This is a genomic window from Kitasatospora sp. NPDC001683, from assembly GCF_053596495.1.
In genome coordinates, this window is record NZ_JBSFGK010000021.1 from 80,035 (window position 1) to 96,324 (window position 16,290).

A 16,290-nucleotide genomic window follows, 5' to 3' on the forward strand; every position below is an offset into this window, starting at 1 on the left:
ATGGACAAGGAACAGAAGCTCCGGGACTACCTCAAGCGGGCCAGCGCGGACCTCCAGCGCTCCCGGCAGCGGGTGGACGAGCTGGAGGCGGCCGCCCGGGAGCCGATCGCCATCGTGGGGATGAGCTGCCGCTTCCCCGGCGGGGTCGCGTCTCCCGAGGACCTCTGGGCGATGCTCGTCGCCGGCGAGGACGGCATCACCGGCCTGCCCACCGACCGCGGCTGGGAGCTCGACCCGGCATCCGGGCCGGTCGACGTCCGGGGCGGGTTCCTGCAGGGTGCCGCCGACTTCGACCCGGGCTTCTTCGGTATCTCGCCGCGTGAGGCGCTGTCCATGGACCCACAGCAGCGCGTCCTGCTGGAGGCGTCCTGGGAGGCCATCGAGCGGGCGGGCGTCGACCCGAGCAGCGTCCGCGGCACCCGCACCGGCGTCTTCGTCGGCGCGATGCCGCAGGACTACCGCACCGGGCCGGACGACGACGTCCAGGGCTTCGTGCTGACGGGCAACGCGACCAGCGTGATCTCCGGCCGCCTCTCCTACGTCCTCGGCGCCGTCGGCCCGGCCGTCACCGTCGACACCGCGTGTTCGTCGTCGCTCGTCGCACTCCACCTGGCTGCGCAGTCGCTGCGCGCGGGGGAGTGCGGCATGGCGCTCGCCGCGGGCGTCACCGTCATGTCGACCCCCACCACCTTCGTCGAGTTCGCCCGCCAGGGCGGCCTGGCCTCGGACGGTCGGTGCCGCTCCTTCGCCGACGCCGCGGACGGCACCGGATGGGCCGAGGGCGTCGGCGTGCTCGTCCTGGAGCGGCTTTCGGTGGCCCGGCGCAACGGGCACCGGGTGCTGGCCGTCGTGCGCGGCACCGCCGTCAACCAGGACGGCGCCTCCAACGGGCTCACCGCGCCCAACGGGCCGTCCCAGCAGCGCGTCATCGAGCAGGCGCTGCGCAACGCGCGGCTCTCCGCCGACCAGGTGGACGCGGTCGAGGCACACGGCACCGGCACCGTCCTCGGTGACCCGGTCGAGGCCCAGGCGCTGCTCGCCACCTACGGGCGCGGGCGGGACCCGCAGCGCCCGCTGCTGCTCGGCTCGGTGAAGTCGAACCTGAGCCACACCCAGGCCGCGGCCGGCATGGCCGGGGTGATCAAGACGGTGCTCGCGCTGCGGCACGAGCTGCTGCCGCGCACCCTGCACGTGGACGAGCCGTCGACGCACGTCGACTGGGAGTCCGGCGCCGTCCAGCTGCTGACCGAGGCGACGCCGTGGCCGCGGGGCGCGGAACCGCGCCGGGCGGGCGTCTCGTCGTTCGGCCTCAGCGGCACCAACGCGCACGCCATCATCGAGGAGGCCCCGGCTGGGGAGGAGGCGCCCGCGTCCGAGGCCGTCGAGGCCGGGGTGCTGCCCTGGCTGGTCTCCGGCCGTACCCCCGAGGCGCTGCGGGCCCAGGCCGGGCGGCTCGTCTCGTTCCTGGCGGCGGACGCCGAGGGCTCCGACACCGACCTGGCCCACGCGCTCGCCACCACCCGGGCCGCCCTGGAGCACCGCGCCGTCGTCACGGCGACCGGACGCGCCGAGGCCGTCGCGGCGCTCAGCGCGCTGGCGGACGGCGGGGGCGACGGCCGGGCCGTGCTCGGCACCACCCACGGCCGCGGCAAGCTCGCCTTCCTGTTCGCCGGCCAGGGCTCGCAGCGCCTCGGCATGGGTCGCGAACTGGCCTCCCGATTCCCGATGTTCGCCGCCGCCCTGGAGGAGGTGCTCGCCGAGTTCGACGGCCGGCTCGACGCCCCGCTGCGCGACGTGATCCGGGGCGCCGACGAGGAGGCGCTGAACCGCACGGGCCACGCCCAGCCCGCGCTGTTCGCCGTCGAGGTCGCGCTGTACCGGCTGCTGGAGTCCTGGGGCGTGCGCCCGGACTTCCTGGCCGGCCACTCGGTCGGCGAGATCGCGGCCGCGCACGTCGCCGGGGTGTTCACCCTCGCCGACGCGTGCGCCCTGGTCGCCGCCCGGGCCCGCCTCATGCAGGCCCTCCCGGCCGGTGGCGCCATGGTCGCGGTGCAGGCGGGCGAGGACGAGGTCCTGCCCCTGCTCGGCGACGGCGTGTCGCTGGCCGCCGTCAACGGCCCGCAGGCCGTCGTCGTCTCTGGTGAGTGCGCCGCGGCCGAGGCCGTCGGCGCGCACTTCGCCGAACTCGGCCGCAGGGTCCGGCGCCTGCGCGTGTCGCACGCCTTCCACTCGCCGCTCATGGACCCGATGCTCGACGAGTTCCGTGCCGTCGTCGCCGCCCTGGACCCGCAGGCGCCCGCGGTCCCGGTCGTCTCCACCCTCACCGGCACGCTCGCCACCGTCGAGCAGCTGACCTCCGCCGACTACTGGGCCGACCAGGCCCGCCAGGCCGTCCGGTTCGCCGACGCCACCGCATGGCTCGGCGGCCACGGCGTCACCCTCTTCCTCGAGCTCGGCCCCGACGGTTCCCTCGCCGCGCTCGCCCAGAGCGCCCTCGACGAGCCCGCCAGCGAAGGTTGCAGCGCCCTCGCCGCACTGCGCCCCGGCCGCGACGAGACCGAGGCACTCACCGAGGCCCTGGCCGGGCTGCACGTGCGCGGCGTGCCGGTGCGCTGGGACGCCTACTTCGAGGGCACCGGCGCCCGCCGTGCCGACCTGCCCACCTACGCCTTCCAGCACAAGCGCTACTGGCCGAAGAGCGCGCTCTCGCGCACCGGCGACGTCCGCGCCGCCGGGCTCGGCTCGGCCAACCACCCGCTGCTCGCCGCCGCCGTCTCGCTCGCCAACACCGACGGCCTGCTGCTGACCGGCCGGCTCTCGCTGCGCACCCACCCGTGGCTGGCCGACCACGCCGTCGACGGCACCGTCCTGCTGCCCGGCACGGCCTTCCTGGAGCTCGCCGTGCGCGCGGGCGACGAGGTCGGCTGCGAGCGCGTCGAGGAGCTGACGCTCACCGCGCCGCTGCCGCTGCCCGAGCAGGGCGGCGTGCAGGTACAGGTGTGGGCCGGCCGGGCCGACGCGAACGGACGGCGCAGCGTCGGCGTCTACTCGCGGCCCGAGGGCGACGAGGACGCCCCGTGGACCCAGCACGCCGACGGAATCCTGGCGGCCGACGGACCCGGCCCCTTCGCGGAGGAGTTCACGCAGTGGCCGCCGGCCGGTGCACAGGCGCTGGACCTGGGCGGCCTGGACGAACGCCTCGCCGCCGCCGGCTTCCGCTACGGCCCGGCGTTCCGCGCGCTGCGTGCGGCCTGGCGGCGCGGTGCGGACGTGTTCGCCGAGGTCGCGCTGGACGAGGGCGCGAGCGGCGAGGCGGGCGCGTTCGGGATCCACCCGGCCCTGCTGGACTCGGCGCTGCACGCGACGGCGTTCCTCGGGCTCCGCGGGGTGCCGTTCTCCTGGCAGGACGTCAGCCTGCACGCCGCGGGTGCGTCGGTGGCGCGGGTACGCCTGTCCGCGACCGGGGACGACTCGGTGTCGGTCAAGGTCGCCGACGCGGCGGGCGGCCCGGTCGCCTCGGTCGGCTCGCTGCTGCTGCGGGCGCTCCCGGCGCCGGCCGGCGCGGGCGTCGGGCCAGTGCCGGACGCGATGTTCGAGCTGCGCTGGTCCCGGCCGCGCGGCGGCGCACCGGCGCCCGCCTCGGTGGCCGTCGCGGCGGCGGACCCGCTCGGCCTCGGTGTGCTGCCGACGGCGGGCGAGGGCCAGGCAGAGGTGGTGCTCGTGCCGCTCGCGGGCGACCCGGCCGACCCGGTCGGGTCCGCCCACGCGCTGACGGCCCTGGCCCTGGCCCGGATTCAGGAGTGGCTCGCCGAGGGCGCGCCCGGCCGGCTGGTCTTCGTGACCCGGGGCGCCGTCGCCACCACCGCGGACGCCGAGGTCACCGACCCGGCCGCGGCCGCCGTGTGGGGTCTGGTGCGCTCCGCGCAGGCCGAGCACCCGGGCCGTTTCGGCCTGGTCGACCTGGACCCGGCCGGCGGCCCGCTGCCCGGGCGCGCCCTCGGCGGTGACGAGCCGCAACTGGCGGTGCGCGGCGGCGCGGTGCTCGCGGCCCGGCTGGCCCGCGCCGGCGCGGTGGCCGCCGTCGGCACCGCGTGGAACCCGGACGGGACCGTCCTGATCACGGGCGGCACCGGCGGTCTCGGCGCCGTCCTCGCCCGGCACCTGGTGGCCGAGCACGGCGTGCGCCGCCTGGTGCTCGCGAGCCGCCGCGGGGCCGCGGCCGAGGGTGCCGCCGAACTGGCCGCGCAGCTCACCGAGGCCGGCGCCGAGGTCGCCGTCGAAGCGTGCGACCTCACCGACCGCGCCGCCGTGGAGCGCCTGGTCGCGGGGGTGCCCGCCGCGCACCCGCTGACCGCCGTGGTGCACGCCGCCGGAGTCCTGGACGACGGCGTCGTCGAGCACCTCACCCCGGAGCGGCTCGCCGCAGTCCTGCGGCCCAAGGCCGACGCCCTGTGGCACCTCCACGAGGCCACCCGTGGCCCCGGCCTCGCCGGATTCCTCGTCTTCTCGTCCTTCTCCGGGACCGTCGGCGCGGCCGGCCAGGCCAACTACGCCGCCGGCAACGCCTTCGCGGACGCCCTCGTGCGCACCCGCCGGGCCGCCGGGCTGCCCGGGCTCTCGCTCGGCTGGGGCCCGTGGGCCGCCGTCGGCGGAATGACCGGCGGGCTCACCGACGCCGACCTCGACCGGCTCGCGCGGCTCGGCACCCCGGCGCTCTCCGAGGCGGACGGCACCGCGCTGTTTGACGCCGCCCTCGCCCGCCCGGAGGCCGTCCTGCTGCCCGTCCGCCTCGACCTCCCGGCGCTGCGCGCCCGGGGCGAGGTGCCGCCGCTCCTGCGCGGTCTGATCCGCACCCCCGCGCGGCGCGCCGCCGTGACCGCCACCGAGGCGGCGGGCGCCCTCGCCCGCCGCCTCGCCGGACTGGACACGCGCGCCCGCACCGAGGCCGTCGTCGACCTGGTCCGCGCCCAGGTGGCGGCCGTCCTGCGGCACGCCGACGCCTCCGAGGTCGACCCGCACCGCCCGTTCCAGGACCTCGGGTTCGACTCGCTCACCGCCGTGGAGCTGCGCAACCGCCTGAGCGCCGCCACCGGGCTGCGCACCTCCGCGACCGTCGTCTTCGACTACCCGAGCGTCACCGCCCTCGCCGGGCACCTCCTGGACGGTCTGACGGGCGGCCCGGCCCCCGCCGCCGCGGCGCCCGTCCGCGCGGCGGCCGACGACGACCCGGTCGTCATCGTCGGCATGAGCTGCCGCTACCCGGGCGGCGTCGCGTCCCCCGAGGACCTGTGGCGCCTGCTGCGCGAGGGCACCGACGCGATCTCGGGCCTGCCCACCGACCGCGGCTGGGACGTCGAGGCGCTCTACCACCCGGACCCGGACCACCTCGGCACCAGCTACACGCGCTACGGCGGATTCCTTCAGGGGGCCGCCGACTTCGACCCCGGCTTCTTCGGCATGAGTCCGCGAGAGGCGCTGGCCACCGACGCCCAGCAGCGCCTGCTGCTGGAGGCCTCCTGGGAGGCGGTCGAGCGGGCCGGGATCGACCCGGTGTCGCTGCGCGGCAGTCGCACCGGCGTGTTCGCCGGTGTGATGTACAACGACTACTCGGCGCTGCTCGCCGGCGGGCGCTTCGAGGGCCACCAGGGCAGCGGCACCTCGCCCAGCATCGCCTCCGGCCGCGTCTCCTACACGCTCGGCCTGGAAGGCCCGGCCGTCACCGTCGACACCGCGTGCTCGTCCTCGCTCGTCGCCATGCACTGGGCCATGCAGGCCCTGCGCGCCGGCGAGTGCACGCTCGCCCTGGCCGGCGGCGTCACCGTGATGTCCACCCCGACCTCGCTGATCGAGTTCTCCCGTCAGCGCGGCCTCGCGCCCGACGGGCGCTGCAAGGCGTTCTCCGACCGGGCCGACGGCGTCGGCTGGTCCGAGGGTGTCGGCATGCTGCTCCTGGAGCGACTCTCCGACGCGCGCCGCAACGGCCACCCGGTGCTGGCCGTCGTGCGCGGATCGGCCGTCAACCAGGACGGTGCCTCCAACGGGCTCACCGCCCCCAACGGGCCGTCCCAGCAGCGGGTCATCCGTCAGGCCCTGGCCGCCGCCGGGCTGGCGACGGCCGACGTCGACGTCGTCGAGGCGCACGGCACCGGCACCTCCCTGGGTGACCCGATCGAGGCTCAGGCCCTGCTCGCCACCTACGGCCAGGACCGCGAACTCCCGCTGCTCCTCGGCTCGGTGAAGTCCAACCTCGGCCACACCCAGGCCGCCGCCGGCGTCGCGGGCGTCATCAAGGCGGTGCTGGCGATGCAGCACGGCGTCGTGCCCCGCACCCTGCACGCGGCCGAGCCGTCGTCCCACGTGGACTGGGACGAGGGCGCGGTGGAGCTGCTGACCGAGGAGGCACGGTGGCCGGAAACCGGCCGCCCGCGCCGCGCCGGCGTGTCCTCCTTCGGCTTCAGCGGCACCAACGCGCACGTGATCCTCGAGCAGGCCCCCGCCGTCGTCGTGCGGGACACCGCCCCGGCCGTGACGGAACCCGTCCTGCTGTGGCCGCTGGCCGGCCGCAGCCCGGCCGCGCTGCGCGACCAGGCCGCCCGTCTGCGGGCCTTCGCCGCCGCCGACCCGGACGCCGGCCCGTCCGACCTCGGTCTCTCGCTGGCCACCACGCGCTCCGCCTTCGACCACCGCGCCGTCGCGGTCGGCGCCGACCGCGACGAACTGCTCGCCGCCCTGGCCTCGCTCGCCGCGGGCGAGTCCGCCGCCGGACTGGTCGCGGGCGAGACGGGCGCCGGGAAGCTCGCCGTGCTGTTCGCCGGTCAGGGCGCCCAGCGCCTCGGTGCCGGACGCGAACTCGCCGGGCGCTTCCCGGTGTTCGCCGAGGCGCTGGACGAGGTGCTGCGCGAATTCGGTCCCCGGTTGGAGCGCCCGCTGCGCGACGTGCTGTGGGGCGAGGACGAGGAGTTGCTGAACCGCACCGGCTGGGCGCAGCCCGCGATCTTCGCCGTCGAGGTCGCGCTGTTCCGCCTGGTCGCCTCGCTCGGCGTGCGCGCCGACGTCCTGCTCGGCCACTCCGTCGGCGGGATCGCCGCCGCGCACTGCGCCGGGGTGCTGTCGCTCGCCGACGCGTGCGCGCTCGTGGCCGCCCGGGCCCGGCTCATGGACGCGCTGCCCGGGGGCGGTGCCATGGTCTCCGTCGAGGCCGCCGAGGACGAGGTGCTGCCGCGTCTGGTGCCCGGCGTGTCCGTCGCGGCCGTCAACGGGCCGCGGGCCGTGGTGATCTCCGGCCTGGAGGACGAAGTCCTGCGCATCGCCGGGGAGTTCGCGGCCGAGGGCCGCCGGACGAAGCGGCTGCGCGTCTCGCACGCCTTCCACTCGCCGCTGACGGAGCCGATGCTGGAGGAGTTCCGGCGCACCGTCGTGGAGCTGGAGTTCCGCGCGCCGGCCATCCCGCTCGTCTCCGACACCACCGGCGAACTCGCCACCGAGGCCGAGCTGTGCTCGCCCGAGTACTGGGTCGAGCACGTCCGCCGGGCCGTCCGTTTCGCCGACGGCGTCCGCGCCGCCCGCGCGGCCGGCGCCGCGACCTTCCTCGAACTGGGCCCGGACGGCGTGCTGTCCGCGCTCACCGAGGAGATCCTGGCCGACGACACCGCCGCGACCGCCGTCCCGCTGCTGCGCGCCGGGCGGCCCGAGGAGCGGACCGCAGCCCTCGCCCTGTCCGCGCTCCACGTGCGCGGCCACGCCCTGGACTGGGCCGCGCTGTACGCGGGCACCGGCGCCCGCCGCGCCGGCCTGCCCACCTACGCGTTCCAGCACGAGCGCTACTGGCCCGAGGCCGAGCCCGCCATCGCCGCCCCGGCCGCCGACCCCGCCGACTTGGCGCTGTGGGGCGCCGTCGAGCGCGGCAGCGCCGCCGAACTCGCCGGCCTGCTCGGCCTGCGCGACGAACAGCACGCCGGCCTCTACGCCCTCCTGCCCGCCCTCGCCGACTGGCGCCGCACCCGGCACGAGAAGGCGCAGCTGGACAGGGCCCGCTACCGAGTCCACTGGCGGCCCGTCCGCCCGGCGGCCGCACCCGTGCTGGACGGCACCTGGCTGGTCGTCACCACCGACGCCGTCGACGACGCCGAGCTCCTCGACGCGCTGCGCGGCCACGGCGCCCGCCTGGAGCGCCTGGCGCTCGACGGGGACTGCCGCGACCGTGCGGAACTCGCCCGCCGCATAGCGGACTTCGGTGAACTGAGCGGCGTCCTCTCGCTCGTCGCGCTGGCCGACCGGCCGGTGCCCGGGCCCGGCCTGCCCGAGGGCGTCGCGCTCGGCGTCGTCCTCGCCCAGGCCCTCGGCGACCTGCGCTCCGCCGCGCCGCTGTGGACCGTCACCCGCGGGGCCGTCTCGACCGGGCCCGCCGACCCGCTCACCAACCCCGTCCAGGCCGCCGCGTGGGGCCTCGGTCGGGTCGCCGCCCTGGAGCGCCCGCAGGCGCCGGGCGGGCTGGTCGACCTGCCGCCGGTGCTGGACGCGCCGACCGTGCAGGGCCTCGTCGGTGTGCTCGCGGCGAGCGGGCGGGGGAACGAGGACCAGGTCGCGCTGCGCGGCAGCGCTGTCCACGGCCGCCGCCTGGTGCGGCACGCCGTCGACGAACTGCCCCGCGCCGAGGAGTTCACCGCGGAGGGCACCGTCCTCATCACCGGCGGCACCGGGGCGCTCGGCACCGAGGTCGCCCGCTGGCTGGCCCGCAGCGGCGCCCGGCACCTTCTGCTCACCGGCCGCCGCGGACCGGACACGCCCGGCGCCGCCGAACTCGTCGCCGAGCTCGCCGAGCTCGGCGCCACCGCGGCCGTCGTCGCCTGCGACGTCGCCGACCGGGACGCGCTCGCCGCCGTCCTCGCCGCCGTCCCGGCCGAGCACCCGCTGACCGGCGTCGTGCACGCCGCCGGCGTCGGCCAGGCCGCCCCGCTCTCGGACACCCCGGTCGCCGAGGTCGCCGAGCTCACCGCCGCCAAGCTTCAGGGCGCCGCCCACCTCGACGCCCTCCTCGCCGACCACGACCTGGACTTCTTCGTCCTGTTCTCCTCCGTCGCCGGTGTCTGGGGTGGCGCCGGCCAGGGCGCCTACGCCGCCGCCAACGCGTACCTCGACGCCCTCGCCGAGAACCGCCGCGCCCGCGGCCTGACCGCCACCTCGGTCGCCTGGGGCCCGTGGGCCGGCGCAGGCATGGCCGCCCATGAGGTCGTCGCCGACGGACTGCGCCGCCAGGGCCTGCGCTTCCTCGCACCGGAGACCGCGCTCACCGAGCTGCGCCGCGCGATCGTCCACGAGGACGTCGCCGTGACCGTCGCGGACGTCGACTGGGAGCGCTACGCCCCGGTCTTCACCGCGGCCCGGCCGAGCGTGCTGTTCGACGAGCTGCCCGAGGTCCGGGCCCTCGCCCGCGGTGCCGCGGCCGACGCCGGCGCCGCCTCCGACCTCGTGCGCCGCCTGCGCGGCCTGGCCGGGCCGGAGCGCGACCGCCTGCTCGTCGACCTGGTGCGCCGCGAGGCCGCCGCCGTCCTCGGCCACGGATCCGTCGACGGCGTGCCCGAGAAGCGCGCCTTCCGCGACGCCGGGTTCGACTCGCTCACCGCCGTCGAACTGCGCAAGCGCCTCGCCGCGCTGACCGGCCTGCCGCTGCCCAGCACGATGGCCTTCGACCACCCGACGCCGCTCGCGCTCGCCGCCTTCCTGCGCGGCGAGCTGCTCGACGGCCCGCAGGACGCGACGGCGCCGCAGGTCGCCGCGGACCCGGACGAGCCGATCGCCATCGTCGGCATGGGCTGCCGCTTCCCCGGCGGTGCCGCAAGCCCCGAGCAACTGTGGCGGCTCGTCGCCGGGGGCACGGACGCCATCTCCGAGTTCCCGGAGAACCGCGGCTGGGACACCGGCCTCTACGACCCCGACCCGGACGCCCCCGGACGCACCTACTCCACCCGGGGCGGGTTCCTGCACGAAGCCGGCGAGTTCGACGCCGCGTTCTTCGGCATCTCCCCCCGTGAGGCCCTCGCCATGGACCCGCAGCAGCGCCTGCTGCTGGAGACCACCTGGGAGGCCCTCGAATCCGCGGGCATCGACCCGACCTCCGTGCACGGCAGCGCCACCGGCACCTTCATCGGGTCCACGTACCAGGAGTACGGGCTCGGCATGGACGACGGCTCGGCCGGGCACGCCGTCACCGGCACCAGCCCGAGCGTGCTCTCCGGGCGCCTGGCCTACCTGTTCGGCCTGGAGGGGCCGGCCGTCACCGTCGACACCGCGTGCTCCTCCTCGCTCGTCGCGCTGCACCTGGCCTGCCAGTCGCTGCGCGGCGGCGAGAGCTCCCTCGCGCTCGCCGGCGGCGCCACCGTCATGACGAACCCGAACGCCTTCATCGCCTTCAGCCGTCAACGCGCCCTCGCAGCCGACGGCCGGTGCAAGGCCTTCTCCGAAGCCGCCGACGGCATGACCCTCGCCGAGGGCGTCGGCGTCGTCGTGCTGGAGCGGCTCTCCGACGCCGAGCGCAACGGGCACGAGGTGCTCGCCGTCGTCCGCGGCTCCGCGATCAACCAGGACGGCGCCTCCAACGGGCTCACCGCCCCGAACGGGCCCTCCCAGCAGCGCGTCATCCGCCAGGCGCTGCACAACGCGGGCCTCACCCCCGGCGACGTCGACGCCGTCGAGGCGCACGGCACCGGCACCGCCCTCGGCGACCCGATCGAGGCCCAGGCCCTCCAGTCCGCGTACGGGCGCGACCGCGACCCGCAGCGCCCGCTGCTGCTCGGCTCGGTCAAGTCCAACATCGGCCACACCCAGTCGGCCGCCGGCGTCGCGGGCGTGATCAAGATGGTCCAGGCGCTGCGCCACGGTGTGCTCCCGGCCACCCTGCACGCCGATGAGCCGTCCTCGCACATCGACTGGACGCCGGGCACCGTCACCCTGCTGAACGAGGCCGCGCCGTGGCCGGCCGGCGAACGGACCCGCCGCTGCGCCGTCTCCTCCTTCGGCATCAGCGGCACCAACGCGCACGTCGTGCTGGAGGAGGCGCCCCCCGCCTCCCCGACTCGAACCGCCGAGGTGTCCGACGGCGTCCTGCCGTGGGTGCTCTCCGCCCGCACCCCCGCCGCGCTGCGCGCCCAGGCGGCGCGACTGGCCGACCACCTCGACGCCGAGCCGGAGCTGCGCCCGCAGGACGTCGCCCACACCCTGCTGACCACCCGCGCCCTCTTCGAGCACCGTGCCGTCGTGCTCGGCGCGGACGCGGCCGAACTGCGCGAGGGCCTCGCCGCGCTCGCCGCCGGCGCCTCCGCGCCGAACGCCGTCCAGGGCCTCGCCGAGGACAGGGGCCGCACCGTCTTCGTCTTCCCCGGCCAGGGCTCCCAGTGGGCCGGCATGGGCGCCCGACTGCTCGACGAGTCGCCGGTGTTCGCCGAACGCGTCGCCGAGTGCGCGGCGGCGCTCTCCGCACACGTCGACTGGTCGCTGCTCGACGTGCTGCGCCAGGCCGAGGGCGCGCCCGCCCTGGAGCGCGTCGACGTCGTCCAGCCGGCGACCTTCGCCGTCATGGTGGCCCTCGCCGAGGTCTGGCGCGCCCACGGCGTCCAGCCGGACGCCGTGGTGGGCCACTCCCAGGGCGAGATCGCCGCCGCCGTCGTCGCCGGGGCGCTCTCCCTGGAGGACGGCGCCCGCGTGGCGGCCCTGCGCAGCCGGCTGATCGGCCGCGTTCTGGCGGGCTCCGGCGGGATGGTCTCCGTGCCGCTGTCCGCCGAGGAGGCCGAGGAGCGGCTGAGCTCGCGCTCCGGCGGGCTCGCCGTCGCCGCCGTGAACGGGCCGCGGACCGTCGTCGTCGCCGGTCCTGCCGGCGAACTCGACGAACTGATGGCCGAGTTCGAGGCCGAGGGCCTGCGTGCCCGGCGGATCAACGTGGACTACGGCTCGCACTCCGCCCAGGTCGAACTCCTCAGGGACGACCTGCTGGCCGACCTCGCCGCGGTGCACCCGCGCGCCGCCGAGGTGCCGTTCTTCTCCACCGTCACCGGCGACTGGCTCGACACCACCGCCATGGACGCCGACTACTGGTACCGCAACCTGCGCAACCCGGTCCGTTTCGACCCGGCGGTGCGGGAGCTGATGGCCCAGGGCCACGGTCTGTTCGTCGAGGTCAGCCCGCACACCGTGCTCACCATGGCGATCGAGGCCACCGCCGAGGACCGTGGCGACCGCGCCACCGCCGTCGGCACCCTGCGCCGCGACAAGGGCGGCGCCGACCGCTTCCTCGCCTCGCTCGCCGAGGCCTTCGTCCGCGGCGGACGGGCCGACTGGTCCTCCCGCACCGCCGGCGGGCGCCGCGTGCCGCTGCCCACCTACGCCTTCCAGCGCGAACACCTGTGGGCCGTCGCGCCACGCCCCGGCGGGGAGCCGGAGGACGGCGAGTTCTGGAGCGCCGTCGAGGAGGCCGACGTCGAGGCGCTCGCCGCCCGGTTGCGCATCGACAGCGGCGCGCTCGCGCCGGTGCTGCCCGCGCTGTCCGACTGGCACCGCCGGCGGCGGGAGCGCTCGACGGTCGACTCCTGGCGCTACCGGGCGACGTGGAAGCCACTGACCGCCGCATCCGCCCGCCTGGACGGCACCTGGCTCCTCGTCACCGCCGAGGGCGGCGAAGGGGAGGACGTCGCCGAAGCCCTGACCGCGCACGGGGCGACCGTAAAACGCCTCGTCCTGGACGACGGCTGCACGGACCGCCAGCGGCTCGCCGCGCTCCTCGAGTCCACGCCCGACGACCTCACGGGCATCGTCTCGCTGCTCGCCACCGCCGAGCAGCCGAGCGGGCGTCACCCCGCCCTGCCGGCGGGCGTCGCGCTCACCCTCGCCCTGGTCCAGGCCCTCGGAGACGCCGGGCAGGACGCGCCCCTGTGGTGCCTCACCCGCGGCGCCGTCGCCGCAGGCCGTACCGACCGGGTCGTCAACCCGGTGCAGGCGCAGGTCCACGGACTCGGCTGGACGGCCGCGCTGGAGTACCCGCAGCGCTTCGGCGGCGTCGTCGACCTGCCCGACGTGCTCGACCGGCGCGGCGGCGAGCGGCTGGTCGCCGTGCTGGCCGCCCGCGGCGAGGACCAGGTGGCGATCCGCCCCTCCGGCGCCTTCGCCCGCCGCATCGTGCGCGCCGAGGCCGCCGCCCGCCGGGAGGCCCGGCCGCTGCGCGGCACCGTCCTGATCACCGGCGGCACCGGCACCCTCGCCCCGCACCTGGCGCGCCGGCTGGCGGCCGAGGGCGCCGAGCGGATCGTGCTCACCAGCCGCCGCGGCGCCACCGCGCCGGGCGCCGCCGACCTGCTCGCCGAGCTCGCCGCCGCGGGCTGTGCGGCCGAGATGGCCGCCTGCGACCTCACCGACCGCGAGGCCGTCGCGGCGATGCTCGCCGACCTGGCCGCCGCCGGCCACGAGGTGCGCACCGTCGTCCACACCGCCGCCGTCATCGAGCTGCTGTCGATCGACGAGACCACCCACGAGGCCTTCGCCAAGGTCCTCCACGCCAAGACCGCCGGGGCCCGCCACCTCGACGAGCTCCTGCCCGACGACCAGCTCGACGCCTTCGTGCTGTACTCCTCCACCGCCGGCATGTGGGGCAGCGGTCGACACGCCGCCTACGTGGCCGGCAACGCCTACCTCAACGCGCTCGCCGAGCACCGCCGCGCCCGCGGCGGCCGGGCCACCGCCGTGTCCTGGGGCATCTGGGCCGACGACCTGAAGCTCGGCCGCGTCGACCCCGGCCAGATCCGGCGCAGCGGCCTGGTCTTCATGGACCCCTCGCTCGCCCTGGACGGGTTGCGCCAGGCCCTGGACGCCGACGAGCAGGTGCTCGCGATCGCCGACGTCGACTGGGAGCGCTACCACCCGGTCTTCACCTCCGGCCGCCCGACCGCCCTGTTCGAGGACGTCCCCGAGGTGCGCCGGCTCGCCGAGGCCGCCGAACGCCCGTCCGGGGATGGCGAGTTCGCCGCCCGGCTGCGCGCCCTGCCGGCCGCCGAGCAGGAGCGCCGGCTGCTGGACCTGGTCCGTGGCGAGGCGGCCACCACGCTCGGCCACGCCTCGCCTGACGTGCTGTCCGAGCAGCGGGCCTTCCGCGACGTCGGCTTCGACTCGCTGACCGCCGTCGACCTGCGCAACCGCCTGGCCGCCGCGACCGGGCTCGCACTGCCGAGCACCCTCGTGTTCGACCACCCGAACCCGCTGGCCCTGGTGCGCTTCCTGCGCGAGCGGATCGCCGGCGCCGCCGGTGGCGGACCCACCCCCGTGGCGGCCGGCGCCGCACCGGACGAGCCGATCGCCATCATCGGCATGAGCTGCCGCTACCCCGGCGGGATCGCCTCGCCGGAGGACCTGTGGCGGCTCGTCACCTCGGGCGGCGACGCCATCACCGAGTTCCCCGCCGACCGCGGCTGGGACACCGAGGGCCTGTACGACCCGGACCCGGACGCGCCCGGCCGCACCTACTCGGTGCGCGGCGGGTTCCTCCAGGGCGTCGCCGACTTCGACGCCGCGTTCTTCGGCATCTCCCCGCGCGAGGCCCTCGCCATGGACCCGCAGCAGCGCCTCCTCCTGGAGACGGCCTGGGAGGCCATGGAGCGCGCCGGCCTCGACCCGGCCGCCCTGCGCGGCAGCCTCACCGGCACCTTCATCGGCGCCAGCTACCAGGACTACAGCCCCGGCGACTCCGCCCAGGACGGCGCCGAGGGCCACCTCGTCACCGGCACCATCCCGAGCGTCCTGTCCGGCCGCCTCTCGTACACCTTCGGCTTCGAGGGCCCGGCCGTCACGCTCGACACCGCCTGCTCGTCCTCGCTCGTCGCGCTGCACCTGGCCTGCCAGTCGCTGCGCAACGGCGAGAGTTCGCTGGCGTTGGCCGGCGGCGTCAGCGTGATGGCCACGCCCAACGCGTTCATCGGATTCAGCCGCCAGCGCGCCATGGCCGTCGACGGCCGCTGCAAGGCCTACGCCGAGGCCGCCGACGGCATGAGCCTCGCCGAGGGCGTCGGCCTCGTCCTGGTCGAGCGCCTCTGCGACGCCGAGCGGCTCGGCCACCCGGTGCTCGCCGTCCTGCGCGGCTCCGCCGTCAACCAGGACGGCGCCTCCAACGGCCTCACCGCGCCCAACGGGCCCGCCCAGCAGCGCGTGATCCGCGCCGCCCTCGCCAGTGCCAGGCTCGCCCCGGGCGAGGTCGACGCCGTCGAGGGCCACGGCACCGGCACCAGGCTCGGCGACCCGATCGAGGCCCAGGCGCTGCTCGCGACCTACGGTCAGGACCGCGAACTGCCGCTGCTGCTGGGCTCGGTGAAGTCCAACATCGGCCACACCCAGATGGCCTCCGGCGTGGCCGGCGTCATCAAGACCGTGCTCGCGCTGCGCACCGGCGTGCTCCCGGCCAGCCTGCACATCGACCGCCCGTCGACGCACGTCGACTGGACGGAGGGCGCCATCGAGCTCCTCGCGGAGGCCCGCGACTGGCCCGAGACCGGGCGTCCGCGCCGGGCCGCCGTCTCCTCCTTCGGGCTGAGCGGCACCAACGCGCACGTGATCCTCGAACAGGCACCGGCCGCCGCTGCGGCAACTGCGCCGACGGACGGCGACACCCTGCCCTTCACGCTGTCCGCCCGTACCGACGAGGCGCTGCGCGCCCAGGCCGGGCAGGTGCTCACCGCGCTCGACGAGCGGCCCGAACTGCCGCTCGCCGACCTGGCGTTCTCCCTCGCCATCACCCGCACCGCGCTCGACCGCCGTGCCGCCGTCACCACCGGCGACCGCGCCGAGCTCCGGCGCGCGCTCGCCGCCGTGCGCGACGGCCTGCCGGACGCCGCCCTCGTCACGGGCCGGGCGGCCGCCGGCGGCCTGGCGTTCCTGTTCACCGGCCAGGGCAGTCAGTACCCGGCCATGGGCAGGGAGCTGTACGACCGGTACCCGGTGTACGCGGAGGCGCTGGACGCCGTCCTCGCCCGCTTCGACCTCGACTACGAACGGCCCGTCCGGGACGTCCTGTTCGCGGCGGAGGGTTCGGCGGAGGCCGCGCTGCTGGATGACACGGCGTACGCGCAGCCTGCGTTGTTCGCGCTGGAGGTGGCGCTGTTCCGGCTGGTGGAGTCGTGGGGTCTGCGGCCCGATTTCGTGGTGGGGCACTCGATCGGTGAGATCGCGGCGGCGCATGTGGCGGGGGTGTTCTCCTTGGAGGACGCCTGCACGCTGGTCGCGGCTCGGGCCCGGCTGATGTCCGAACTCCCCGGTGGGGGA

At 76.7% G+C, this 16,290-nt stretch carries 1 protein-coding gene (only partly in view); it reads left to right on the forward strand.

Annotated elements, in window-relative coordinates:
- Positions 1–16,290 carry the 5' portion of a type I polyketide synthase gene (locus tag ACWCYO_RS14335; protein WP_449784422.1) on the forward strand. The gene runs 11,637 nt beyond the window's last position, so 16,290 of the gene's 27,927 nt are visible here — the first part of the coding sequence; the start codon lies at positions 1–3; the stop codon falls past the right edge of the window.